Genomic DNA, 24,508 nt, shown 5'->3' with positions numbered 1-24,508 from the left:
GCGCCCTGTCCACCTTTCGGTGGGTGGGTTTCTCCGGCCCGCCCTCCGAACCGGACGTGCAGCTTCCACTGCATCCGGCTCTCCACGTGTTCATGCCGCTGGTGCGGGTGATCCTGTGGTCTCGCTGTCCCATGGGGTCGGGATCTTCGTGCCCCGGTATCGGTAGCGCTCGATGGCGACCGCTTCCGGTCGGAACATGTCGATCCCGCCGGCGCGCATCTCCCAGTTGGGGACGTAGCGCCGGATGAGGGTGTGCATGTTCAAGCCGAGGTGTCGCTTCTTCAGCCAGCCGACGATCCGCCAGAAGGCGAAGTGGTCGAGGTAGCCGAAGGTGCGTGATGACACGCCGTGCCTGAAGTAGTTGCACCAGCCCCGCAGCACCGGGTTCAGTCGGCGCAGCAGGTCTGCGAGCGTTCGATGTTTCGCTCGGCGGGTGAGCTGTCGCACCTTGTCCATGATCGAGCGCAGGCTCTTCTTGGACGGGTAGGTGTAGACAGCGGTCTTGCCGGTCCGGCCTCGCCAGGCGCGACGCTGGATGCGCCATCCCAGGAAGTCGAACCCCTCGTCGATGTGGCAGACCCTCGTCTTGGCGTCTGATAGGCGCAAGCCCATCGGGGCCAACACCGAGCTGACTTCGTCGCGGAGTGCTTCGGCGTCGTCGCGGGTGCCGTGGACCATGACCACGAAGTCGTCCGCGTAGCGGACGAGTCTCATGACCGGTTCCCCGGCGCGACGGCGCTTGGCACGCGTCCATTCCCCTCCGAGCGCGTCCCATTTCTGGGTGAAGTGCTCGTCCAGCACGGACAACGCGATGTTGGCCAGCAGCGGCGAGAGGATCCCGCCTTGGGGTGTGCCGGTGATCGTCTCCCGCCAGGCGCCGTCCTCGGAGAGGACACCGGCTCGCAGGAACGCCTTCACCAACCCCAGCACGCGTTTGTCCCCGACCCGATTCCGCACCCGGTCCATGAGGGCCGCGTGGTCGATCTGGTCGAAGCACGCCTCGATGTCCGCCTCGAACACCCACCCGTAGTTCCGGGTCGGTGACGCGAGGTAGTGGATCTCGGCGATCGCGTCTTGAGCTCGGCGCTTCGGACGGAAGCCATACGAACAGGGCTTGAAGTCCGCCTCGAAGATCGGTTCGAGCACCAGCTTCAACGAGGACTGCACGATCCGGTCTGCGGTCGTCGGGATCCCCAGGGCACGGACCTTGCCGTTGCCCTTCGGGATCGTCCTTTCCCGCACCCGTTGAGGAACGAACCGACGGGCCTTCAGGTCATCCCTGATGCCCGTCAGCAGTTCCTCGACACCGAGAACGACCGATCGCGGTGCGATTCCGTCGACCCCGGCGGTTCGTGCGCCCTTGTTGCCCCGCACCCGACGCCACCCCACGGTGAGGAACGCCGGGTCATACACGAGGTTGAACAAGTCATCGAAGCGACGGCCAGGATCGGCCTTCGCCCAGTGGTGCAGCTTCGTCTGCATCACGCGTACCCGCAGCTCGGCCTCTTCGAGGCTCGGCCACGGCGCGCCGGTATTCACCAGCGACCTCCACGCTCCGCTTGTCTGCTGCGAACACGCTGGACCCCTTCGCCATGTGACCGGCTTTCCCGGCCTCGGACTACTACGGGTCCTCCGCCCCACCCCACCGGCATCAACCGGCAACGGGCCTTCCCACCCGCCACCCTGGCTGGGCAGCGGGGAGGGACCAGCGGGATGGTTCCCACGTTCACTCTCCAACCGTTCGACGGGGTCGGCGTCCAGCTATGCCCCTGCAACATCGCCACGACTACGCCGCAGGCCTTCATCGTGGCCTCCCGGCCGGCGACATCACCCGACCGCAGAGTTCCCCGCACATCGTGCGGGTGCGCGTTGCTACGCAGCCCAGATCCACCAGGTTCGAGCTGCTGGCTCTCTTGAGGAGCGTTCAGTCGCTGGTTCCTCACGTACGCCTTTCCGTCTTGCTTGCCGGACCCGGACCATCTGGCAGTGCTGGCCCGTTCCGTCGTTGTCAGGGCTGCTGTCCACCCTCCCCGGCGTTCCCCGGATCAGGCTGCCCTCAGCTTCGGTGCGCCCGCTGCGACGAGCACACGGTGGTGTCCTTTCATCACCACACGGTTGGGAAGCGCCTCGTGGCGCTCGATGTCCGTGAGCCACAACTCGTCAGGACCCGCTGCGGTGAAGTCGCGCTTCACCAGGTCGTCATGGGCCGGCGTGCCCGGCTTGCCCGCTTTGCTCTTCTTCTTGCCGAACACCGACCACCAGCCGTTGTCTCGACAGATCCGCCACACCGTCCGGTCGCACGCGTCAAAGCCGGCTGAGCGGACCTCGTCGGCGAGGAACCGATACCCGAACTCCGGATCGTCGACGTGGGCGTCGAAGATCGCGTTGGTGAGGTGCGCCTCGTCGAGCAGAGCATCGGTGACGGGTTCGTGGAGCCATCGGTAGTAGTCCTGGCGGCAGAGCTTCAACACCCGACACGTCACCGTGACGGGGATCCCATCAGCAGCGAGCTCCGTCACGAGCGGGTAGATCCTTTTCCCGGCAGGTTCGCCTGCGACAGATACGCAGCCGCTCGGCGCAGCACTTCGTTCTCTTGCTCCAACAGACGGATCCGCTTGTTCGCTTCGCGCAACTCGGCATTGTCCGCGGTGGTCTTGCCGGGTTTGGTGCCGGCGTCGATGGCGGTCTGGGAGAGCCAGTTCGACAGGGTCATCGGGTGGATCCCGAAGTCCTTCGCTATCTGCTCGAGCGTCACCCCCGACTCACGGTTCTGGGCGACTCTCACGACGTCGTCGCGGAACTCCTTCGGGTACGGCTTCGGCATAGCAACATCCTTCCAGGCCCGCTCCTCGAGCAAGCCAGATGAGATGTCACCGATTCATGCAGCAGACCCGAGCGCCAGAGCGGCGCGTTACGTTTGGCTCCGCGGGTGATGTCTCTATGAGGACGTGATTCAGAACGTCACGGACAGAAAGGGATGTCAGAGATGACGCTGCAACAGATCTACGAAGACATGATCGGGCGATGCGCCGAGGTATGGATCTTTCATCGGCTTGACCCGCAGGATGGAGGACCCTCGGTGCCGATGGGGGCTCTGCTGCGGTGCGTTGACGACAGTGCGTTGGCAATCGAGCTGGCGTCGGACGAGGTCGGTGGTGCTCAGGTGCTCATTCGCAAGTACGACACACACGGCAATCTCCAACCAGCTCACGTGATTGAAGCCGGCGGTGCGCTGATGGTGACCGCATGATCTACAACTGGCCGCGATTCCCTGGGCGCAGAAGCCGATGAAGCCCGTGCCGAGAATGTGTCTCACCGTTCGTAAGGACGGGACGCCCTGTGTGTCCTACGTCGCTCGGGGTTCAGATTTCTGCTACGGCCATGATCCGTGTCGATGGGATCATGAGCGACGCGAGGCCAAACCACAGGCACCGCAAGCGTGCGCCGGTCAGGTGGGTAGGGGTTCTGTCAAACGTCCGTGTTGTGGAGCACCCTTGCCGGGAGAGAAGTACTGCCAAGCGCATTTCGGCAGTTACTGAACGGGACTGCGACACCCTCTCGTCATGATCGGCGCATGACCGACGACGAACTCCCGCCGCCCCACGAACTCGAACAGCTTGCCCGTTCCCTGTCGATGGACGGCGCGCTCGGCCGGCACGACGCCCAGGTCGTCGCCGATGTGCTGCGATGGGTCGCACGCCAACGGGTTCAGGAACGCGGCGACCGGTCGTCCCCTCGTAAGACCCAGCCAGGATGATAGGGATCAGGGTCGATCGCTACCGCTACTTCGACCAGGCGGCCGGAGAGACCGTCCAGGTGTACTGCGGGCCGCGCTACCGCGAGGCTCGTGCCGACGAGGACGCTGTGGAGGCGATCGCCGAGGCCACGTTCGAGTCCGAGTTGGATGCCCTGGCCGAGCGTCTGGGGGTGGAGAAGTGAACGAGCGCATCGAACCCGAGTACCTCGCAGAGTTGACCGAGATCGGCGACTGGGAGGATCTCCCGGTCATGCCAGCGTGGGGTGCCACCCCGATGAAGTACACGTCCATGCACTGGGCGTTGCGGAAGTTCTACGGCCCGGCCTCGGAGCATCGCTGCGTGGACTGCGGTGAGGCTGCCCACCACTGGTCGCTCATCGTGCTGGGAGTGGTCATCGGCGCCGAGTAGGGCCGCGCCGCCACGACTCCGCGAACCCTGTCACACCAGTGATGGCGGGCTTGACGCCCGCTGGCTGCGGGGATGAAGTTTGGGGTGGGTCCGGGAGACGTCGTAAAGGGGAGTGGTGTCAGCTGTGCTGACCCGCGTCACACCATGACGGCGGGATCCCGCAGGTGGCCTGCGATTGTGCTGCGAGCACGTGTGACACCGTCTTTGAAACTTTGATCCCGACCGGGCCCACCGGAACAACCCGAAGGGAGGCCAACATGGAGGTGATCGTTGACCGGTGCGCCGGTCTCGACGTGCACAAGAAGACGGTCGTGGCGGCGGTGCGGTCGCCAGGAACAGGCCGCCGGAAACGAGATACCGTGGTGCGGACGTTCTCGACGTTCGATGCTGATCTGGTCGAGTTGCGGGTGTGGCTCACCGAGCTCGGTGTGACGCAGGTGGCGATGGAGGCAACCGGTGTGTTCTGGAAGCCGGTGTGGCAGGTCCTCGACGAGGGTGCGTTCGAGGAGATGTTGTTGGTGAACCCGCAACACGTGAAGAACGTGCCGGGCCGCAAGACCGATGTGAACGACGCGACCTGGATTGCGCAGCTGCTGGAGTGTGGCCTGTTGCGGGGTTCGTTCGTTCCTCCGGTCGAGTTCCGGCAGTTGCGTGAGATCACCCGTTATCGGCGTCAGCTCACCGAGGAACGCGGCCGTGAGGTGCAGCGGCTCCAGAAGCTGTTGGAAGACGCCAACGTGAAGCTCTCTGCGGTGGTGTCGGACACGACCGGGGTGACTGCTCGAATGATCCTCGAAGCGCTCTGTGACGGTGAACGCGACCCGGAGGTGTTGGCCGGGATGGCTCAACGCAAACTGAAGGCGAAGAAGGATCTGCTCGCTCGGGCGGTGCCGGGACGATTCGGTGACTTCCATGCCGTCATGTGCCGTCAGATCCTGAACCACATCGACTACCTGGACCGGGCCGTGACCGATCTCGACGACAACGTCGATCAGCTGATGAGCCCTTTCGCTGAGGCCCGGGACCGGATCGACACGATCCCGGGGATTGCTCGTCGGAACGCCGAGATCATCGTTGCCGAGATCGGTGTCGACATGTCTCGCTTCCCGACACCGGGTCATCTGGCGTCGTGGGCGGGACTGTGCCCGGGCAACAACGAATCGGCCGGCAAGCACCGCTCGACCAAGACCCGACATGGCAGCCCGTGGCTCACGTCAGCGCTCGTCGAGGCCGCGTGGTCAGCAGTGCGGACCAAGGACTGCTATCTCAAGGTCCGCTACTGGCGGATCGCGAAACGACGTGGCGAGCAGCGAGCGTTGATCGCGATCGCCCACACGATCCTGGTGATCTGCTGGCACCTCCTCGCGGAGGAAACCATCTACACCGAACTCGGCACCGACTATCTCGCCGGACGCGACCAACCCGAGCATCGCCGCAAACAACTCGTGAAGCAGCTCGAACGACTCGGCTACCAGGTCGAACTCACCGCCGCATAACCCAGGTCCGGGCACAAGACGCAGGAGAGCCAAAGAAACTACGTGACACCCCACGCGTAGCGTGGTCGCCATGGCAACTATGAAGATCAGCTACAACCGAGGAAGCCGGAACTCCGAGGAGATTGAGGCCGACGGATGGTCGGACTCGGCCGACTCGCACTGGATCGACTTCTACGTGAACCAAGGCACAGCCGGTCGCACGCGGCAGGTTCTGCGGGTGCCCGCCAACACGGTCGCCTGGATCGAGCGGGCGTAGGGGTCGCACCCGTGGCGTATTTCGACTCGCTGGTGCTGGACATCCGACTTCGGGACGGCACCTTCGTCGGCACCGGAGAGATCCTCAAGGAACATCGCGTACAGGCTCCGGAGGAACTCGGGACTGAGGTCTCGCTCGATGCGCTCAACGACTCGGTCAACGACTTCGTCTCGGAGGTGTTCCTCAGAGACGAACATGGGCTCGGGCTCAGCATCTACGAAGCCCCACAGGCGATCTCCTGGCAAGTCGAGTCCTCCGTTTTCAGCCAGGGCGGCGACGGAGCCGGAGTCAACATGGTGATCGAACTCCTCCACGAGAAGTCGTGGGATCTGTTCGTCGCCATGTTCGGCGCGTGGCTGTGGGAGCACCTTGGCAGCAATGACGACTCCGACGAGTAGAGCCCCCTCTACCATCGTGAGATGGCGTGGTGGGACGACATCCAGTGGGGCACCGTCGGCGAGTGGTTCGGCGGCGCAATGGCCGGAGCGGCAGTTGCCTACGCAGTCGTGGCAACGAGGAGCGAGCGCAAGCGGTCGCAGGAGAACATCGAGGCTGAACGCGATCTGACCAGGGAGGCGATCGAGATCGAGCGGCGACGATTCGGCATCGACGCAGCCGAGCGACTCGCTTGGCAAGCCAGGATGGTGACATGCTCAGCGGGAGGGCGTACAGCCCGGAAGTCCCAGCCTGACGCACTGATAGTCGTCGCACGGAACTCAAGCCAGCTTCCGGTCTACGACGTTAGAGCGTTCGTCGTGTTTCAGGGTGTCGCCCACGTGACGCCGCAGGATGAGAGCACGACGGTGCTCACCGAAGACCAGTCCACGATGGTGTTTGTCGGACTCACAATCGAGGCTGCGTTCGCGACGCCAAGCCACGCAAGAGGCATCGCGTTCCGTGATGCTGCCGGATACCGATGGGTTCGGTACCTGTCGGGACAACTCTTGAAGCAGATCGAGGATCTCCCCAAGTTCCTGGAGACCATCGCTCCGGTTGGCGAGCCGCAGTGGTAGCGAGCCGGAACTCGGCAGGGAGCACCTTGCGTCGAGTTAGCGCAACACGACGGGTACGAGGTCGCGCTCCACTCGAAGGGTGAGGGCGATGCGCTCCCGGTCCGTGGCCTTCCGCGGCTTGCCCGTGCGGGGGTCTTCGGTCATGGCCGGGAGCACGGTCACTTTCTCCACGTAGTGAGCCACCACCCGGCGCATCTCGTTCACGTCAGGGCCTCCCAGCGGGCCAGGGTGTCGTCCACGTCGAGCGGGCTCTCCACCCACCATGCGGCAGGGTTCTATTCCTCGAATCGGGCCAACTGGCCACGGTGTGCCCCCGATGTGCCGGTCCCGAGGCACGCATGCCACTCACTCCGCCGCAACCACCACGCCCGAGATGGTCGCCAACAGCGCCGCGTCTCAGCGCAGCGTCACTGTGCCTAGAAAATGCCTAGAACTGTGTCCAGTGATGTCATCCGACGGCAACTCCTGGCTCCCGCGATTTGCCGGTCTAGCTGGCCGGATGGCCATCTACCAGGGGTGATGCGCCTCCGCCGCCCAGCCTTCCAAGCTGATGATGCGGGTTCGATTCCCGTCGTTCGCTCCGCGCGAACCCACTGGTCAGATTTGCCGACCAGAGATCCTGCCACGGCGACCGTCACTCGGCGCTGAATGATGCTTTGCCGACCACTACGGAGGATGTCTGCCTTCACGAGCGATCGGGCTGCGTGTACTCGAGGAAGCAGGCGGACCTCGACAGTCGTGGCTCGAGCCCTCAACGATGCAATACCGTGATTCTGGGCCCGTCACGTGCAGTACGTTTCGCGGATGGGCTGGCGTTGGTCGATTGGTCGATTGGTGGCTGGGGCGCTGTTCGTCCTCCTTGTCGGTGCACTCGTCGTGCCTCCTCGTGCAGTCTCTGCAACGAGCGAGGTGCCCGAGTCGTGCACAACGGGCTACGCCTTGCTTTCCGCTGGCCAACTCGACGCAGCGAGCGACGCGTTCAACACCGACAAGGACCATCCAGAGTGCGCGCGGGGACTCCTGCTGACCGATCGCCAACGAGAGGAAGCGGACGACCAGAAACAAGCGTGCCAAGCGGCGGCCGACACAGCGGCGCAAGCTGATGCCACGAAGTGGTCGGAAGCTCAGCAGGAAGCTCTCGCCACTTGCGCCGATGCCGTTCGTCTGGACCGCAGCCTCAGCGACGACGTCAACGAGGCACTTGCCGAGATCCCGGACGAACCCACCTCCGAGACGGGACGGACGACAGCCGAAGGATGGTGGTCTGGTGTTTGGTCCAATTCCCAGGACACCGCGACTCGAATCGGCCAGGCGCTGCTGCTCGTCGCCCTGGCCCTGCCACTGCTGAACGCAGTAGGTACCGCGATCGGACGTCGAGGCGCGCCGTGGATCCGTCGATCTCTGCGCCGGCAGCAGGGCTCGCGTGCGGCAATTGGCGTGTTATTGGCAGCGGGTCTCGTCATCCGTCTTTCGGACACATCAATCCCTCTCTGGATCGACATCATCCCGCCGGCGATTGCGGTCCTCCTCGTGGGTTTCGCACTGCTGCCCAGCGAGGAGTTCGCTTGGGAACTGGCGGTAGGTGCGGCGCTAGCTGCGATCGTCGCCAGCCTCATCTATTCACAGAGCGACTGGACTTTTGCGGATCCGTATCTCACCGTGGCTGTGCCCACCATGATCTTCGTCGCGCTCGGGTGGGTCCTGGCCCAGCGTCAGCGCGTCCGATTCGATCGCTTCTCGAGCGCCGATGGTGCGGTCGATCCTGGCTCGCCCATAGGGCAGCTGATAGCGACCGAGCTGGCACGCCTCGTCGAGGACAAGGGGGGGAGCATCGAGGTCGTCGATCCGTTTGCACACGCGCAACTGGACAGCGACTCCATCAGTGCGCTCAGCGGTCCGGAAGACAAGGTGGTCGCGGCCGCAGTCAAGTTGTTCCAAGCGCTGTTGCAGACGGGCTCGGACCTACAGATATCGGGTCAACTGATCGCTGCCGGCCGTCGCGGTGAAGGCATCTCGATCCAGCTCAGGCACGGTCGAACCCTCGTCTCTGCCGCCGCGATCTATTCAAGAGAGTTGGGTCGAAGCCTCGCTGGCGACCAAGAATCGGTCAAGTCCGACAAGGAATCCGAGAAATCGACGACGTCTCACACAGATCTCGCACGCCCGGCGGCAACGTGGGTCTTGCTCGAGCTGCTGCGAGAGTTCGAGGGTGATGAGCTCCAACAGGTCGAAGGTCTTGGCGGTGCGACCAACTGGCGAACGCTCGCGTACCAAGCAGCGGCGATTGACCACCTGAACGGCGGAGAGACTGCCGGGGCACTGGAATGCTACGCACGTGCTTGGCACGCTGACCCAGGCAACCGAGCAGCACGTCTCGGATTCATGATGCTCTCCGCACGCACAGCCACGAGCGACGAGTTCGAGAGGGCATCCGAGCACCTGATCGAAACTGCACACCAGTTGGCCACGGAAGTTGCTGACGATTCGGCCGGGATCCTCTCGCTGCACGCGAAGGTTGTCGCGACGCTCAACCTTTGCGCATCTCGAGCGAAGTCAGACGGTCGAAATCGCGACGAGGACGACGCGCTCCTCGTCGCAATTCGCGCTGATGTAGCCCTGCTCCGCAGCCGCCTGGCAGCAGACGAGTCCAAGAGGAAGCCTGCGTTGAATGAATCGAGCCATAGCCAGATGCAGGTCTCGCTCGACTCGATGGGTCCATTCGCCGCAGCGTGGGATCCGACGACCGAGCAGGAGTGGATCCTGGAGTCGAGCAAGTCGATTCGCGGTTCGTACAACGCGGCGTCATATCTGGCCACGCCGCTCGTTCGGACCCGCCGAACCACCGACGCTGCCGAGGCGCTGAAGCTGCTCCGCGTCGCAGTGGCCCACCCGACGTTCGCGGCCTATGCCAAGAACGATCCGTTCTTCGCCGCTCTCAAGTCGAATCCGGAGTTCGTGAGGCTGGTGGACCCTCCGAAGACTCCCACGAATCTGGGGAGCCTGGCACGGGTCACGGTCATCGGAAAGCACTATTCAGACCGACTCGCGGCTCACGATGTCACGACACTCGCCGCGCTGAGCCGACGAACCGACGCCGAGATCATCGAGTGGACTGAGGCGCCCAACGAACTGCTCGCAGCGTGGCGGGACCTTGCGGCGCTCGACGCGATGGCGGGTATCGGTGAGCGCTACGCGAACCTCCTCTACCTCTGCGGGGTTCCCTCCGTAGAGGCACTTGCCGGGTGTGATGCGGTTGCTCTGAGGCGCAAGCTGGATTCAGTGGGTCTGGCGTCGGGAGTGACGCGCACGCCTTCGGATGCAGAGGTCCGCTCGTGGATCGCGCAAGCGGAAGCCGTTCTCGAGGCAGCAGAGGACTGATCGCCCGCTGCCGCTGTGCTCGACCTGTATCCGGGATCGGCCGGACCGAAGCTTCAGATTCGGCGGAAGCTCTGGGAGGCCTGGACCTTGCGTTTCTCGATGTCGAACTCGTCCCGGGTCAGCTCGCCTCGATCTCGCATGCTTTCCAATCGCGCCAACTCCTTCACCGGATCGGGAGCGGGAGGGGGCTGGTCGAGGGGGCTGGGTGGCGCCGGGCTCGGCTCGGCAGCGACCGCGCTCTCAGGGCGAGCTTGCTTCCGCTGCTTTCTGCCGAACAGTCCCATGCGCAGACCGTAGCCCCGGCGCGGTACACGCCCGTCGCATCACCACCGGTGACGCAACCTGTTCGGCGGGCACCGGCGAGATGCCTGTGCCGTCGGAGCCCGCAGCGACCCGATCACCGCTCCGCGTTGACGATGGTTGCCGCGGCTTCGACGTCGGCGAGCGTGTTGTAGACGTAGAACGAGAAGCGAAGTCGGCCGTCGCGCGGGGCGTGGGCGATACCGGCGACCCGGAGGGCGTCGGTGGCATCGCTCGGCACGCTGACGATCGCCGAGTTCGACGGCTCGAGGCCGACCCGCTCACGGAACTCGTTGGCGAGACCCACGCTGTGGCGGCCGATCGTGGCGACACCGAGATCAGCGAACATCTCCAACGTCGGAGCGGCAGCGGCGAACGAGAACCACGGCGGGGAGACGTCGAACCGGCGAGCGTCCGGTGCGAGTCGCAGCGGCGAACCGTAGATCGACGCCCACGGGTCGTCGCCCGCGTACCAACCGGCATTGAGCGGATGCAGCCACTCGTCGGCCGACGCACCGACGGTTATGAACGCGGCGCCACGCGGTGAGCACAACCACTTGTACCCGTGGCAGACGGTGACGTCGAACCGGTCGGCATCGAACTCGGCCCATCCTGTGGCCTGCGTCGTATCGAGGAACGTGCGGGCGCCCGCACGGTCGGCCGCGTCGGCGAGCGCGCCGAGGTCGAGCAGCGTCCCGTCGCTCGATTGTGCGGCGCTCACGGCGACCAGATCGACGTCATCGCCGATCGAGTCGATCAGCGAGGCGAGCGGTACGAGGCGGACCGTGATGTCGGGGTCGGCGAGGAACGGGAACAAGACCGATGTGAAGTCACCCTCCGCACACAACACCGTGCCGCCGGCCGAAGTCGAACCTGCAACGAGGCCGGCCACCACCGAGGCCTGGCTGGCGATCGCCACACGGGACGGATCGGTATTGGCCAGACCGGCGTACGCAGTGCGGCACCGATCGACGTCGGCATCGAACGACGGCGCGTGCAACGTGCCGGACTGCCATTCGGCGATGCGCCGCTGCAACACCTCGAGCGACGCTGTGGTCGGCAGCCCGAGCGTGGCCGTGTTGAGGTACCCGGGCACCCTCTCGAATCGTTGGGCAGCCCACTGCTCCATGACATCCGGTTCGTACATGCCTTCATCATTGCTGGCTACGGCGCTGCTGGGCCACGATCGCATCGCGCCCGACCGGTATCGGGCGATCTCGATCTCTGAGATGATGCGGGTATGGCCGAGATCGCACTGTTCGACAGTCGCTGGGCAGACACGGTCGCCGGGTGGGCGGGCGACACCGAAGCCACGATGCTGTGGTGCTCGTTGCCGTCGGTGACGAGCGAGACCGTGGAGGCGTGGGCCGACTCACCATCGGCGGAGGCGTTCGTGCTCCGGGAGGCCGAACAGGTCGTCGCCTACGGCGAGGTCTGGGTCGACACCGACAAGCAAGAGGTCGAACTCGCGCATCTGATCGTCGACCCGTCACAGCGCGGATCGGGTCTCGGTACGCAGCTGGTCGTCTGCCTCGTCGAGCAGGCACGGCGCCACTATCCACTGGTCGCTCTGCGCGTCCACTCCCTCAACGACATCGCGATTCGGTGCTATCGCGCCGCCGGTTTCGAGCGGGTCAGCGCTGCGGAGGAGGCCGAGTGGAACAGAGGCCAACCGGTCGACTACGTGTGGATGACCCACCGCCGAGCTTGAGCGACCGCCCGGCGACCGGCGAACGACCCGCCGATGCGACGTCGGCGCATAGGCTGGGACCATGGCGGGCGACACTCACGATGCAACCGGTGGGGCCTCCGCGGGCGACCGGATCTCGTCGGTGCTGTCCGAGCTCGAGGAAGCCGACTTCGAACTCGTCGACCCACCGGAGGACGTCTGGGCCGGAATCGAGGCGGCGATCACCTCGAGGCCGGCACCGTCGCAGGGCGAATCCGGGTCGCTCGACGTTCGTACGAGCACGGTCGTCGAGTACTCGATCGACGCCGACGACATCGTCATCGCAGTTGGTCGGAACTGGGCCGACTTCGCCCGCGACAACGACGCCCCCGAACTCGCCGCACCACCGTCGAACCGCACCCTGTGGTCGTACATCGAGAACGACGAAGTCAGGGAGTTGTGGCGGCTCCTGGTCGCGCGCGTCCGAGCCTCACAGCAGCAGACCGAGGTTCCGCTTCGATGCGATGCGCCTCACGCCCGGCGGTGGCTGAGAATGTCGATCGCACCGGAGCCCGATGGCCGGGTGCAGTTCCGCTGCGCGCTGGTCTTCGAAGAAGCCCGGCCACCGGTGTCGCTCCTCGACGGCACATCGGAACGAGACGTCGATCTCCAGCCTGTCGCGCTGTGCAGTTGGTGCGGGCGAGTCGAGGAGGGCTCTCGTTGGCTCGCCATCGAAGAGTTCGTTCAGGTCACGCGCTCGTTGGAAGGGTCGTCGCTACCGCCGCTCGCGCACGGGATCTGCGGCTCCTGTCGGGATCGGATGGCGGCGGAACTGCTCGTTCCCGGCCACCACGGCACCTCGTCGGCGTGACGCAGATCCGTGACTGGCCGACGACACCGAACCTCGTGACACCACGCTCGGTCGCGCGCTCAGCGCGTGGTGGACTCGGTCAACTCGACGCCTTCAACTTGGACCATCCGTAGACCAGGCCCACCACGAGCAGCACGGCCGCAATGAGTGTGAGCCACAGCAGCCCCTCGACCACGGCGCCGAGGATGCCGAGCGCCGCGAGGACGACGAGAATGATCAGCAGTGTCACCATGGTGTCGAAGGTGCCCGATCGACGGGATCTCACACATCGTGGCTTGCACACAGATCAGCTGACGTCCCGGCCGTCAGGACTGTTCGGAGATGGCCCGGGCGCTGGTCGGCTCGGGGTGTTCGACCCCATCGACCACTGGCTCGCGCTGGCGGCCATCGGTGCCATGGGCATTCGTGTCGCGAACTGGTACACGGTCGAGAGTGTCGGAAGCAGCGGTGATGGCCGACGGGCGCGACCAGCTGTCCAACGACGACCTGCATCGGTTCGATCAGATCGGCTGCCCGGCGTCGCTGATCCGGGCGCCGCGCAACCTGCTCGACCAACCGAACCCGCTCTTCCCCGACGACATCGTCGAGGCGACTCGGGCCCAGCTCCCCCAGCTCGTCGATCGCATGGTCCCCGATGTCAACCACTACACCCTCCTCCTTTCGGAGCGGGGTGCCGACGCGGTCGCCGCGTCGGTCCTCGCCGACACCTGACGATCGCCGCGCTGCATCGGAGGCCGTGAACGAAACCCCTCGGCGGCGGCGACACTGGTGGCATGAGCGACCTGTGGGACGAGACCGACGATCATGATGTGTCGCCGATCTGTCCGGCGTGCGGGGTCAGCGCGCTGCCGCCCGAGGCGCCCGGTGAGCCGTCGATGTGCGAGAACCCCGACTGCCCGGCCTTCGGCGAACCGATGGGCCGTTGACCCACGCCGCCGCCCGCCCCGCTGCGCGAGCCGATCAGCCCGCTGGTTCGACCGTGCGGGCGATCACGAAGTGGTGGTCGTTCTCGAAGCGGTAGGCGCCGTGGGCGTCCCGACAGTGGTCGATCGCCTCCAGCACCGCGACCTTCACGACCTCGGGGTCGCTGTGTCGCAGGGCCGGAACCGCCGGACCGACCGACGACAGGGCCCGCCAGGCGAGCTCGGCGTCCGGCCATTCGACGACCGAGACCCGGGCACCGCGCTCGACCACCTCGAAGCCTGCGTCGGCCAGCATCTGCTCGGCGACCCCGGGGGCGGCGATGTTGTTCAGCTTCTTCATGCTCCCGAAGTGCTCCTGCGGTGCGTGACGGGCGAACGCCTTGAAGCAACCACGCAGGTCGTTGGGCGCCCCCGTCCCCCAGAAACTGATGCCGATCATCCCGCCGGGGCGCAGCACTCGGTTCGCCTCGACCAGCGCCGGCTCACAGCCACCCCACACGCCGTTGATCGACATGACGGCATCGAAGCTCCCGTCGTCCCACGGCAGCTCGAACATCGAACCGAGCCGGACGTCCGAGTCGGGGTTGCGGTCACGGGCGATCTCCACGAGCGTCGCCGCCGCGTCGATACCGGCCACCGAGGCACCCATCGCCCGTGCATGGCGGATCGCTCGCCCCGAACCGCACGCCAGATCGAGCACCCGGACGCCCTCGGCGACCCCGATCCGCTGGAAAATGGCAAACATGGCGTCGAGCGCGTAGTGCTCGTACAGGTACGCCCAGTCGACGGCCGAGTGGCCCCACGCCTCCCCCGCCTCCTGCCAGTCGTGCACCCGGTTCGCCGCGTCCGGTGCGTCGCCGGCGGTCTCGGTGGGCGTCTCGATACTCATCGCTCCATCGTGCGGGCCGGGCTCGAGCGAGTCATGAACATCGTCTGAAGACCGGCTGACTTCGGGCTTCAGCCACTCGTCAGGCCGCCTCCAAGACTGATCGAGCCGATTCCCGGAGAGTGATGGAGGCAGACGCAACCGCCTGCTTCACCGAACAGACGCCGGCACGGCGCTCCGACAACACGAAGGAACATCACATGACAACCACCGCAACCCCCGTCGACAACGGCGTCAACATCGAAGCGTTGCGAGGCGCACGTCAGCACCTCACCGACGCTCCGGAGCTGGCCCAGTTCGCCTGGCGAGCCACCTGTGAATGGGTGAGCGGCACGCACAGCCGCTCGACCGTGACCGGGTTCTCCGGGCTCGGCCAGGACCACGCCCATCGTCAGCCGTACACCCTCGACGCCGACCACCCCGAGGTCTTCGCGTCGGAGGACAACGGCGTCACCCCGCCTGAGATGGTGCTCGCGGCGCTGGCCTCGTGCCTGACCGCCGGCGTCGCCACCGTGGCGTCGCACCGGGGTGTGCAGCTCCGCTCGGTCACGGCGACCATCGAGGGCAACATGGACCTCCAGGGCATCCTGGGGATCGACAGCGACGTCCGCAACGGCTACGACGGCATCAAGGTCACCTATGCGATCGACGCCGACGCCTCGAACGCCGACATCGAGGCCATCGTGGCGCAGTCGCAGAAGCGCTCGGCCGTCTTCGACATCGTCGCCAACCCGACGACCATCGACGTCACCGTCATCTGAGACGACCGATGCGAACGCCAGTCGTGGTGATCGGGGCCGGCCAAGCCGGACTGGCGATGAGCCACCACCTCACCGGTCGGGGCATCGACCACGTCGTCCTCGACCGGGGGGAGGTGGCCCAGTCGTGGCGCACCGAACGCTGGGACTCCCTCCGGTTGCTGACCCCCAACTGGATGACCCGCCTGCCGGGCTACCGCTATCAGGGCGGGGACCCCGACGGGTTCATGACCAAGGACGAGACCGTCGCCTTCCTCGGCACGTACCGGGCGCACATCGGGGCGCCCGTGCACACCCACGTCACCGTCGAGCGGGTTCGGGTCGGGAACCCGGGCTTCGAGGTCGTGACCGACCAGGGCATCTGGACCTGCGACGCCGTCGTCGCCGCGACGGGCGCATCGAGCGAACCCCGGATCCCCGCCGTCGCCGCCGACCTACCGAACCGGATCGAACAGCTCACGGCGCTGCAGTACCGCAACCCGACCCAGATCGGGAACGGCGAAGTGCTCGTCGTCGGCGCATCGGCGTCGGGCGCGCAGATCGCCGACGAACTCCAACGGGCCGGCCGGCAGGTCACGGTGGCCGTCGGCGAACACGTCCGCCTCCCCCGGCTGCACCGAGGCCGCGACATCCACTGGTGGATGGACGTGATCGGCCAGCTCGACGAGCGGTACGACGAGGTCGACGACATCACCCGCGCCCGCCGCCTGCCGTCGCTCCAACTCGTCGGCAGTCCCGAACGACGGACGCTCGATCTCAACTCGTTGCGCGACGCCGGGGTCGGAGTCGTCGGCAAGTTGATGGCGGTCACCGGACGGAAGGCCCAGTTCTCGGGCGCCCTCCGGAGTCTCGCCGCCAACGCCGACCTCAAGCAGAACCGCCTGCTCGCACGGATCGACGAGTTCGCCACCGAGCACTGTCTCGACGCGGAACTGGACGACTCCACGCTGCCACCGCCGACGCAGTTCGACCCGCCGCCGACCGAGCTCGAACTCGGCCGGTTCGGGACGGTCGTGTGGGCGACGGGCTACCGGCCGAGCTACACCTGGCTCGACCGGGTCGCGTTCGATCGGCGCGACCGGCTCGTCCACGACGGCGGCGTATGCGCGGTCCCCGGCCTGTACCTGCTGGGCCTGCCGTTCCTCCGGCGCCGCAAGTCGAGCTTCATCGACGGCGTCGGCCCCGACGCGGCCGAGTTGGCGAGCCACCTGCACGCCCACCTCGACCACCGCATCGCGTCGTGAGGCGGGCGGCGGCTACGGCTCGGCGGGCCGGCCGAGGAGCGCAGTGCGGGTGCGGTCGACGATCGTGGCGACGGGGAGCGCCGCACCGTCGACCCCCAACTGCTGTGCGTGCGCTTCGCCCAGTCGGGCGCTGACCGCAGCACGAGTCTCGAACGCACGATCGCGCAGGCTGGTCATCACCGGCGGACCGCCCATCGTCGTGTGCGCCTCGATGGCACCCAGCACGGTGGCGGCGAGCTCGTACTGCTCGATGCTCTCGAGCGCGATCACGCACCGCGACATCGTGTGCCACTGCTGCGCCCACTCCCCCGCGCGATACCAGACGTCGACCATCTCGGCGAGGCCCTCACACCCCTCGCTCAGCCGCCCCTGGTGCACGAGCAGACCGCTCGCCTCCGTCCTGGCGAAGGCGCTGATCCACCGGTTGCCGGCCGACCGTCCCAGCCGATCTGCCGCCGCGAACGCATCGAGGGCGACATCGTCGTCGCGGGCGGCGAACCCCTCGGCGACCGACGACGACGCCAGGTCGGTCGGGCTCCCCGATCGACGTCCGGCGACGCGGGCCCGTTCGATCAACAGCTCCGCCTCGTCGTAGCGGCCGAGCGAACTCGACGCGACCGACGCCATGTAGTAGGCGTGAGCGAGTCGAGAGTCGCTGCCCGACGCCTCGGCCAACTCGATCAGACGGGCGCCTTCGACCAAGCCGTCCTCGATGTCGCCGATCGCATACTGCACGTTGGCGAGCACCCGCTCGGCGAGCCCGGACGGCGTACCGGGCAGCGTCGCTTCGGCGGCCTTCGCCGAAGCGGCGAGGGACATCGCGGTGTCGAACTCACCGCGCACCCATGCCCCGTACGCGCTCATGCCGACGATCGTCGAACGCAGTGGATGATCACCGCCGCCCGGCAGGCGCAGCGACATGTCCGCCCAGCTGAACACCTCGTACCGGAGCGTCCGCATCGCGTACTCGCGGATCGAGCCGATCAAGCGATACGCCGTGTCGACGTCGTCGATCTCGAGCGCGAACCGCTGTGCCGCGCGGAGGTCGGCGAACGAACCGTCGGCCCGGACGACCGCGTCGTGCTCCTGGGCGGTCTGCAGATCGAGCTCGACCGAGCGCGCCAAGGTGGCGAACTGGCCCGCGTGCGCAGCGAACAACTCGACGCTCTGTCGGTCGTCGAGACGACCGCGCCCGAACTCCCGCATCGTCTCCAGCATCTCGTAGCGGGTGCCTCCCGTCGGCGGTCGTCGGACCGCCAGCATCGACCGCTGCGCCAACCGGGTCAGGAGATCGAGCACGTCGTCGCCCCGGCAGACCGATTCGGCGGCGCCGAGGTCGAACTGTCCGGCGAACACCGCCAACGAGGCGAACAGGTGCTGCTCGTCGCCGTCCAGGAGTTCGTACGACCAACTGATCGCGTCGTGCAGCGTGCGGTGTCGAGGATCGGCCCCACGCCGCACCCCCTTGAGCAGACGGAACCGCTCGTCGAGCCGGCGTGCGATCTCGGTCACGTCGATCGCGCTCGCGAGCGAGGCGGCGAGTTCGATCGCGAGCGGGATCCCGTCGAGACGACGGCAGATCTCAGCGATGGCGGGAGCGGTCGTCGCGTCGATCTCGAACCGGGGGTCGGCCGCACGGGCGCGCTCGAGGAACAGTTCGACCGCCGGCACCGCGACCAACTCGTCGAGCGGGACGTCGCCCGAGGTCGTGACGGCGAGCGGCTCGACCGTCCGGAGGAGTTCACCGGTCACGGCCAACGGTTCCCGACTGGTCGCCACGACCCACACGTTCGGTGCCGATCGGAGGATCCGCTCGACCAGCGACGCCACCGCGTCGACGACGTGTTCGCAGTTGTCGAGCACGATCAGTGCCCGTCGGGCCCGCAGCATGTCGACGATCGCGTCCTCGATCGAGATCTGCTGGCGGGTGTTGACGTCGAGGGCCGTCGCGAACGCTCCCTGCACGGCATCGCCATCGACGATCGTCACCAACTCCACGACGAAGACACCATCGGCGTATCGGTCGGCGACCAGTCGCGCCAACTCGTAGCCGACCGATGTCTTGCCGACACCGGCCGTACCGACGATCGTGACGAGGCGATGAGCCGCCTGGTCGTCGACGAGCCGGTCGAGCAACTCACGCCGCCCGATCAGCGTCTGCAGCGCCGTCGGGACCGAGGTGACGGGCATCGGCCGCTCGACGAGGGGCACGACGGCGGGTTCCGGCTGACCGTCGATGACGCAGACGTCGGCGACGAACTCGTAGCCCTTGCCGTGCACGGTCCGGATCAGACCCTGGCGGGACCCGTCGTCGCCGACCGCACGGCGTGCCGACTTGATCCGGGTCGTCAGCGCCGATTCGCTCACGAACCGGTCACCCCACACCAGGTCGAGCAACTCCTCCTTGCGAACCACCTGGCCGCGGCGCTCGATCAGGCAGCACAGGAGATCGAACACCTGGGGCTCAATGGGCACCTCGGCGCCGTCGCGCCGCAGTATCACCCGCGCCGTGTCCAGCTCACAGGTCTCGAACCCCAGGATCATCAGCACGCCCTTCCGGTCGGCAGCGTAGGTCACCCCGGCCGAGGCTCCGTCCCCCGGATCGTGGCGGCCGCGCCGGACCGGGCCCGACCAGGCGGCTCGCGGTACGGTCACCAGCGGGAGAACGGGTGGTGACGTGGCCGCCACACGGCGGACGCGCCGACCCGGTCCGCACGAAGGGAGAACGCCGCATGAGCACGAAATCGATCGTCGCAACGGGGCTGGTCAAGACGTTCGGTCACACGCGGGCGCTCGACGAACTCGACCTGACGGTCACGACGGGCGAGGTGCACGGGTTCCTCGGACCGAACGGGTCCGGCAAGTCGACCACGATCCGTGTGCTGCTCGGCCTCATCCGTCCGGACGGTGGCACCGCCACGCTGCTGGGCGGTGACCCGTGGGCCGATGCGGTCGAGCTCCACCGGCGGCTCGCCTACGTGCCGGGCGACGTCACCCTCTGGCCCAAGCTCTCCGGTGGCGAGATCATCGACCTGTTCGCCCGCCTGCGCGGCACCACGAACGAACGCAAGCGCGACGACCTGATCGACCGGTTCGAACTCGACCCCACCAAGAAGGCCCGCACCTACTCGAAGGGCAACCGCCAGAAGGTCGGCTTGATCGCAGCACTCGCGTCCGACGCCGAGCTCCTGATCCTCGACGAGCCGACGTCGGGTCTCGACCCGCTGATGGAGGAGGTGTTCGAGGACTGCATCCGCGAGGTCAAGCGCGAGGGCCGCACCGTCCTCCTGTCGAGCCACATCCTCGCCGAGGTCGAGGCGCTGTGCGACCGCATCACGATCATCCGGTCGGGCCGCACCGTCGAGAGCGGCACGCTGACCGAACTGCGGCACGTCACGAGAACCGCCGTGACCGCCCACACTCGGCGGCCCGTGGATCTCACCGACGTCGACGGCGTCACCGACCTCGTCCACGACGGCGATCACGTGACGTTCGAAGTCGACAACGCCCACCTCGACCAAGCCATCGGCGCCCTCGGCGCCGGCACCATCGTGAGCCTCACGTGCTCGCCACCCACCCTCGAAGCACTGTTCCTCCGGCACTACGAGACGAGCGGCGACGCGGCAGCCGGCATCGCCACGTGAACAGCGAGGCGCTCGCCGGAACCGGCGGGCTGATCAGGGCAGCGCTCCGGCGCGACCGGGTCCGGATCGGCGTCTGGATGGCGGCGATCATCGCGATGGTCGCCACGTCCGCGGAGAGCGTCAAGAGCCTGTTCCCCACCCAGGCCGACCTCGATCAGGCCGCTGCCGCCTCGTCGAACCCCGCGATCATGGCCTTCAACGGACCCGACATCGCACTCGACACCGTCGGCGGGCAGATCGTCTTCCAGATCGGCGCACCCGGTCTGGTGATCGTGGGTCTGATGACGCTGCTCACCGTCATCCGGCTGACCCGCGGCGAAGAGGAACCCGGGCGTCTCGAACTCGTGCGAGCGCTCCCCGTCGGACGCCAGGCGCCGATCGTGGCCGCCGGGGCGATCGGACTGGGCATGAGCGTCGTCGTCGGTGGTGCCGGTGCGTTGGCGCTGATCGCCACCGGCCAGGCTGCCTCGGGCTCCGTCCTCTACGGCTCGCAGCTCGCGTCGATGGCCGCCGTGTTCGTCGGTGTCTCGCTCGTGACCGCGCAGATCACAGAGAACGCACGACTGGCCGGCGGGCTGGCCGGCGTCACGCTCGCCGTGGCGTTCGTCGCGCGGGCGATCGGCGACATGGGCGACGTCTGGCTCTCCTGGCTCTCGCCGATCGGGTGGGCTCAGCAGACACGGTCGTTCGGCGACGAGCGCTGGTGGCCACTCCTGCTCAGCCTGGGGTTGCTCATCTGCCTGATCGCCCTCGCGGTCACGCTGCAGGGTCGACGCGATCTGGGTGCCGGGCTGCTCGCACCACAACCCGGTCCGGCGACCGCCGGAAGCCGGCTCCGCAGCGCGCTCGCGCTCGCGACCCGCCTCCAGCGTGGCAGCGTGATCGGGTGGTGCGCCGGGCTCGCCGGACTCGGGGCCGTCTACGGCTCGATCATCGACGCGATCGAAGACTTCGTGAACGACAACCCGACGATGGCCGATTTCCTCACCGCGTCGGGCGGGGCATCCCTCGCCGACTCGTACCTGGCGACCTCGATGCACTTCACGGCCCTGATCGGCACCGCCGCAGCGGTGCAGTGGACGCTGCGCCTCCGCACCGAGGAGACGTCGATGCGAGCCGAACCCGTGCTCGCCACCGCCGTGTCACGTGTCGAATGGACGCGGTCCCACCTGATCGTCGCGCTCGTCGGCTCGGTGGCAGCGATGGCGTCGGCCGCCGTCGGCCTCGGAGGCGCGGCGTCCATCGCCACGCGCGACCCGGCGCTGCTCTGGCGAGTCGGCGTCGCAGCTCTCGTCCACGTGCCGGCGATGTGGCTCACCGTCGGACTCACCCTCGCGTTCGTCGGACGCCTCCCGAGGTTCGCCACCGCCGCGTGGGCGATCGTGGCGTTCGGGTTCGTGATCGCGATGTTCGGCACCGTGCTGCAGCTGCCCGGTTGGGCGATCGACCTCTCACCGTACGAACACGTGCCGCTCTCCCCCGCCGAGTCGGTGAGCGCCACCCCGCTCGCCGTGCTGTTGGGCGTCACGGCGGCGCTCGTGGCGGTCGGGCTCGACGGCCTCCGCCGCCGCGACATCGGCTGACCCGGTCTCACCGGGTCAGCCGTACGATCCCCGGTCAGGCCGGGGTCAGGCGCACCGTGTGTCGGGCGCCCGCCGACGGCCCGGCGTCCAACACGAGGACGGGGCCGTCGCAGGAAAACGCCAGCGAATCCATCGGTCGGGCCAGGTTGATCCCGACGAAGAGATCGCCGACGTCGCCGACGGGTTGGCCGTCATGGGTGAGGCTGCCGCCCCGGTCGTCGCGCTCGACCGATCCGGCGATGACACCACCGGCTTCGGTGTACGAGCCCGCGAACGAACCCGAGGACGTCGACTCGTACCCCGTGCCGTCGACCCGCATCGCCAGCGAGTACTGGTTCGTCCACTCGAATCCCGTCTCCGTGAAGGTGAGCCGGATCACCCCGTCGTTGTCGATCGACTCGAACGCCGCGTTGACCGCCACGACGTCGAAGTAGGCGTCGAGCTCGGCGTCGGAGATGACCCAGCTCCCGATGAGGCAGCGTGCGCCGTTCGACGGCGCCGGCGACGGGGTCGTCTCCGGCGGGGTGGTCGGCGTCGGTGCCGGCACCGTGGGTTTCGTCGGCGGTGTGGTCGGTGGTGCCGTCGGATGTGTCGCCGTGGGCGTGGGCGCGATCGTCTCGGGCGGTGCTTCGGTGTCGGGCGTCGGTTCGGCCGTCTCGGTCGGTGCGGTCGTGGCAGGGGCATCGGCCGACGTCGAGTCGGCACATGCGCCGGCAACGACGAGCAGACCGACGACCGCGGTGATGAATGGGCTCTTCATGGTTGATGACTGCTTTCTGTGTGCTCTCTGGGAGCGATGTGGGTTGGGGTGACCGGCTCGCGACCGGATGCTCGACGGCCGACGCACGGTGTGCGCCGATCGGGTCTCGATCAGAGCGGCGGTGCGGCGGCAGCGATGGCGATCGCCATGCACCCCGCGATCAGCACACCGGTGGCGGCCAGCCACAGGGCGCGCCGGACCGAGCCCCGTTCGGGCTCCCACCGGATGATCGAGTCGGGCCGAACATCCGGCCGGCGGCCGTCGTGGCCGGTGGCGGTGGTGGTCGACGCGTCTTCAGCGATGAACATCTGTCTGGTCTTTCGTGCCTGGCCGGCTGGGCCGACCGCTGTTGTCATCGCCCAGGCTGCAGGTGGCCGCTTGGCAACGACTTGGCAACGGGCGCGCGACGACCACGGCGGGACACTCGAACTGATGGCGGCCGCGCCCGGGCGGGCGCGCGGGACCGGCTACTGCGCCGGGTCGACGACGAGCCGGCCGCGTGTGGTGCCGGCCATGATCGACCGGCCCTGCTCGGGCAGCGAACTCATCGGAACGACCTCGGTCACGGTCTCCAGCACGCCGGCGGGGAGATCCGTGGCCAGGCGGGCCCATGCTGCCTCGCGCGTCTCGATCGGGGCCATCACCGAGTCGATGCCCTGCAGGCGCACGCCACGCAGGATGAACGGCATCACCGACGTCGGCAGGTCGACACCGCCGGCGAGACCGCACGCGGTGACGGTGCCCTGGTACTTGGTCTGGGCGAGGATCTTGGCGAGCATCGTCGAGCCGACGGCGTCGACCGCACCGGCCCACGTCTCGCTCTCGAGCGGCTTGGGCGCCTCGGACATCTCGGCGCGGGTCAGGAACGCGGACGCTCCCAGCGACCGGAGATAGTCGTGCTCCTCCGGGCGCCCCGTCACGGCGGTCACCTCGAACCCGAGGTTGGCGAGCAGGGCGATCGCAACGCTCCCGACCCCGCCCGCGGCTCCCGTCACCACGACCGGGCCGCTCTCGGGGCGAACCCCGCCGGCCTCCAGGCCGAGCACGCACAGCATCGACGTCAGGCCCGCGGTCCCGATCCCCATCGCCTGCTTGCTGGTCAGCCCCTCGGGCCGGGCGACCAGCCAGTCGGCCTTGACCCGTTGGCGTTGCGTGTAGCCACCCCAGTACCGCTCGCCCACCGCCCAACCGGTGAGGATCACGCCGTCGCCCGGCGCGAACCTCGGCGACTCCGACGACACGACGGTGCCGGCCAGGTCGACGCCGGGGACCATCGGGAACGAGCGGATGATCCGGCCCTTGCCGGTCAGCGCCATGCCGTCCTTGTAGTTCAGCGACGAGTAGTCGACGTCGACGACAACCGCGTCATCCCCTTCGTAGGTGGGCAGGTCCGCGTCGGTCAGCTGTTCGATCGACGCCGCCGCCGACTTCGGGTTGCCCTCCTCGGCTTCACGGACGACGAGTGCGTTGAAGGTGCTCATGGTGACGTTCTCCCGGGTCGCTGACGAGACCGGTTCTACTCACCACCGACGCACGGCGACAACTCGCGACCGGTCGGGCG

At 67.3% G+C, this 24,508-nt stretch carries 28 protein-coding genes and 1 tRNA gene; 18 read left to right on the top strand and 11 right to left on the bottom strand.

What is annotated here, in order from left to right; all coding sequences use genetic code 11:
• Positions 1–90 precede the first annotated feature (90 nt).
• The 3 genes from ltrA to R8G01_01345 all read right to left on the bottom strand — a co-directional run bounded on the left by ltrA (position 91) and on the right by R8G01_01345 (position 2,824).
• Positions 91–1,539 carry a group II intron reverse transcriptase/maturase gene (gene ltrA, locus R8G01_01355; protein MDW3212616.1) on the bottom strand — a complete coding sequence of 483 codons (1,449 nt, stop codon included), beginning with the start codon at positions 1,537–1,539 and terminating at the stop codon, positions 91–93.
• 506 nt (positions 1,540–2,045) lie between these two features.
• Positions 2,046–2,471, bottom strand: a complete 426-nt coding sequence (locus R8G01_01350) for a hypothetical protein (GenBank protein MDW3212615.1) — start codon at positions 2,469–2,471, stop codon at positions 2,046–2,048.
• A gap of 44 nt (positions 2,472–2,515) precedes the next feature.
• A complete protein-coding gene (locus R8G01_01345; GenBank protein MDW3212614.1) occupies positions 2,516–2,824 on the bottom strand; it encodes a transposase in 309 nt (102 codons plus the stop codon).
• Positions 2,825–2,986: 162 nt separating this feature from the next.
• On the opposite strand from R8G01_01345, the gene R8G01_01340 reads away from it, so the two are divergent.
• The 10 genes from R8G01_01340 to R8G01_01295 all read left to right on the top strand — a co-directional run bounded on the left by R8G01_01340 (position 2,987) and on the right by R8G01_01295 (position 10,309).
• Positions 2,987–3,250 carry a hypothetical protein gene (locus R8G01_01340; GenBank protein MDW3212613.1) on the top strand — a complete coding sequence of 88 codons (264 nt, stop codon included), beginning with the start codon at positions 2,987–2,989 and terminating at the stop codon, positions 3,248–3,250.
• Between the two features lie 324 nt (positions 3,251–3,574).
• Positions 3,575–3,757 carry a hypothetical protein gene (locus R8G01_01335; protein ID MDW3212612.1) on the top strand — a complete coding sequence of 61 codons (183 nt, stop codon included), beginning with the start codon at positions 3,575–3,577 and terminating at the stop codon, positions 3,755–3,757.
• The gene (locus tag R8G01_01330) at positions 3,754–3,939 is read left to right on the top strand and encodes a hypothetical protein (protein ID MDW3212611.1); all 186 of its coding nucleotides are present in this window, start codon (positions 3,754–3,756) and stop codon (positions 3,937–3,939) included. Before R8G01_01335 ends, R8G01_01330 begins: the two co-directional genes overlap by 4 nt.
• Positions 3,936–4,166 carry a hypothetical protein gene (locus tag R8G01_01325; protein ID MDW3212610.1) on the top strand — a complete coding sequence of 77 codons (231 nt, stop codon included), beginning with the start codon at positions 3,936–3,938 and terminating at the stop codon, positions 4,164–4,166. The genes R8G01_01330 and R8G01_01325 overlap by 4 nt, the downstream gene beginning before the upstream one ends.
• 257 nt (positions 4,167–4,423) lie before the next feature.
• Positions 4,424–5,662: an IS110 family transposase gene (locus R8G01_01320; protein ID MDW3212609.1), complete on the top strand. Its 1,239-nt coding sequence runs from the start codon at positions 4,424–4,426 to the stop codon at positions 5,660–5,662.
• A 70-nt stretch (positions 5,663–5,732) separates the two neighbouring features.
• Positions 5,733–5,918, top strand: coding sequence for a hypothetical protein (locus R8G01_01315; GenBank protein ID MDW3212608.1), 186 nt, complete (start codon positions 5,733–5,735; stop codon positions 5,916–5,918).
• A gap of 11 nt (positions 5,919–5,929) precedes the next feature.
• On the top strand, positions 5,930–6,316 hold the full coding sequence (locus tag R8G01_01310) for a hypothetical protein (GenBank protein MDW3212607.1): 387 nt from the start codon (positions 5,930–5,932) through the stop codon (positions 6,314–6,316).
• Positions 6,317–6,337: 21 nt separating this feature from the next.
• Complete coding sequence (locus tag R8G01_01305) at positions 6,338–6,931, top strand: hypothetical protein (protein MDW3212606.1); 594 nt, start codon at positions 6,338–6,340, stop codon at positions 6,929–6,931.
• 513 nt (positions 6,932–7,444) lie between these two features.
• A tRNA-Gly gene (locus R8G01_01300) sits at positions 7,445–7,514 on the top strand.
• Positions 7,515–7,735: 221 nt separating this feature from the next.
• The gene (locus tag R8G01_01295; protein ID MDW3212605.1) at positions 7,736–10,309 is read left to right on the top strand and encodes a DUF4332 domain-containing protein; all 2,574 of its coding nucleotides are present in this window, start codon (positions 7,736–7,738) and stop codon (positions 10,307–10,309) included.
• 53 nt (positions 10,310–10,362) lie between these two features.
• Here R8G01_01295 and R8G01_01290 read toward each other — a convergent pair whose 3' ends face one another.
• Positions 10,363–10,593, bottom strand: coding sequence for an SHOCT domain-containing protein (locus R8G01_01290; GenBank protein MDW3212604.1), 231 nt, complete (start codon positions 10,591–10,593; stop codon positions 10,363–10,365).
• Positions 10,594–10,706: 113 nt separating this feature from the next.
• Positions 10,707–11,756 (bottom strand): aminotransferase class V-fold PLP-dependent enzyme, encoded by a 1,050-nt coding sequence (locus R8G01_01285; GenBank protein MDW3212603.1) that lies wholly within the window; start codon positions 11,754–11,756, stop codon positions 10,707–10,709.
• Positions 11,757–11,849: 93 nt separating this feature from the next.
• Here R8G01_01285 and R8G01_01280 point away from each other — a divergent pair, with 93 nt between their 5' ends.
• Both R8G01_01280 and R8G01_01275 read left to right on the top strand, forming a co-directional pair.
• Entirely contained in the window at positions 11,850–12,320 is a 471-nt protein-coding gene (locus tag R8G01_01280; GenBank protein MDW3212602.1) for a GNAT family N-acetyltransferase, read from the top strand.
• A 61-nt stretch (positions 12,321–12,381) separates the two neighbouring features.
• Positions 12,382–13,149: a hypothetical protein gene (locus R8G01_01275; protein ID MDW3212601.1), complete on the top strand. Its 768-nt coding sequence runs from the start codon at positions 12,382–12,384 to the stop codon at positions 13,147–13,149.
• 79 nt (positions 13,150–13,228) lie between these two features.
• Here R8G01_01275 and R8G01_01270 read toward each other — a convergent pair whose 3' ends face one another.
• Positions 13,229–13,381 carry a hypothetical protein gene (locus tag R8G01_01270; GenBank protein MDW3212600.1) on the bottom strand — a complete coding sequence of 51 codons (153 nt, stop codon included), beginning with the start codon at positions 13,379–13,381 and terminating at the stop codon, positions 13,229–13,231.
• 218 nt (positions 13,382–13,599) lie between these two features.
• Between R8G01_01270 and R8G01_01265 the strand changes: the two genes are divergently transcribed.
• Both R8G01_01265 and R8G01_01260 read left to right on the top strand, forming a co-directional pair.
• Positions 13,600–13,860, top strand: a complete 261-nt coding sequence (locus R8G01_01265) for a hypothetical protein (protein ID MDW3212599.1) — start codon at positions 13,600–13,602, stop codon at positions 13,858–13,860.
• Between the two features lie 62 nt (positions 13,861–13,922).
• Complete coding sequence (locus R8G01_01260) at positions 13,923–14,075, top strand: hypothetical protein (protein MDW3212598.1); 153 nt, start codon at positions 13,923–13,925, stop codon at positions 14,073–14,075.
• Positions 14,076–14,109: 34 nt separating this feature from the next.
• Here R8G01_01260 and R8G01_01255 read toward each other — a convergent pair whose 3' ends face one another.
• Positions 14,110–14,961 (bottom strand): class I SAM-dependent methyltransferase, encoded by an 852-nt coding sequence (locus R8G01_01255; protein MDW3212597.1) that lies wholly within the window; start codon positions 14,959–14,961, stop codon positions 14,110–14,112.
• 197 nt (positions 14,962–15,158) lie between these two features.
• Here R8G01_01255 and R8G01_01250 point away from each other — a divergent pair, with 197 nt between their 5' ends.
• Together R8G01_01250 and R8G01_01245 are read left to right on the top strand one after the other, a co-directional pair.
• Positions 15,159–15,719: an OsmC family protein gene (locus R8G01_01250; GenBank protein ID MDW3212596.1), complete on the top strand. Its 561-nt coding sequence runs from the start codon at positions 15,159–15,161 to the stop codon at positions 15,717–15,719.
• A gap of 8 nt (positions 15,720–15,727) precedes the next feature.
• Positions 15,728–16,960 carry an NAD(P)-binding domain-containing protein gene (locus R8G01_01245; protein ID MDW3212595.1) on the top strand — a complete coding sequence of 411 codons (1,233 nt, stop codon included), beginning with the start codon at positions 15,728–15,730 and terminating at the stop codon, positions 16,958–16,960.
• Positions 16,961–16,972: 12 nt separating this feature from the next.
• On the opposite strand, the gene R8G01_01240 is transcribed toward R8G01_01245, so the two are convergent.
• A complete protein-coding gene (locus R8G01_01240) occupies positions 16,973–19,537 on the bottom strand; it encodes a winged helix-turn-helix domain-containing protein (GenBank protein MDW3212594.1) in 2,565 nt (854 codons plus the stop codon).
• Between the two features lie 155 nt (positions 19,538–19,692).
• Between R8G01_01240 and R8G01_01235 the strand changes: the two genes are divergently transcribed.
• Together R8G01_01235 and R8G01_01230 are read left to right on the top strand one after the other, a co-directional pair.
• The gene (locus R8G01_01235; protein MDW3212593.1) at positions 19,693–20,604 is read left to right on the top strand and encodes an ABC transporter ATP-binding protein; all 912 of its coding nucleotides are present in this window, start codon (positions 19,693–19,695) and stop codon (positions 20,602–20,604) included.
• On the top strand, positions 20,601–22,187 hold the full coding sequence (locus R8G01_01230; GenBank protein MDW3212592.1) for a hypothetical protein: 1,587 nt from the start codon (positions 20,601–20,603) through the stop codon (positions 22,185–22,187). Before R8G01_01235 ends, R8G01_01230 begins: the two co-directional genes overlap by 4 nt.
• A gap of 34 nt (positions 22,188–22,221) precedes the next feature.
• Here the strand turns inward: R8G01_01230 and R8G01_01225 are convergent, their stop codons facing one another.
• The 3 genes from R8G01_01225 to R8G01_01215 form a co-directional block, all read right to left on the bottom strand.
• Positions 22,222–22,947, bottom strand: a complete 726-nt coding sequence (locus tag R8G01_01225) for a hypothetical protein (protein MDW3212591.1) — start codon at positions 22,945–22,947, stop codon at positions 22,222–22,224.
• Between the two features lie 110 nt (positions 22,948–23,057).
• Positions 23,058–23,255: a hypothetical protein gene (locus tag R8G01_01220; protein ID MDW3212590.1), complete on the bottom strand. Its 198-nt coding sequence runs from the start codon at positions 23,253–23,255 to the stop codon at positions 23,058–23,060.
• A gap of 159 nt (positions 23,256–23,414) precedes the next feature.
• Positions 23,415–24,428, bottom strand: a complete 1,014-nt coding sequence (locus R8G01_01215; protein MDW3212589.1) for an MDR family oxidoreductase — start codon at positions 24,426–24,428, stop codon at positions 23,415–23,417.
• Positions 24,429–24,508 lie beyond the last annotated feature (80 nt).

It is taken from the genome of Ilumatobacteraceae bacterium, assembly GCA_033344875.1.
GTDB lineage: Bacteria > Actinomycetota > Acidimicrobiia > Acidimicrobiales > Ilumatobacteraceae > Ilumatobacter.
This window is presented reverse-complemented; position numbering and strand designations above follow the sequence as displayed.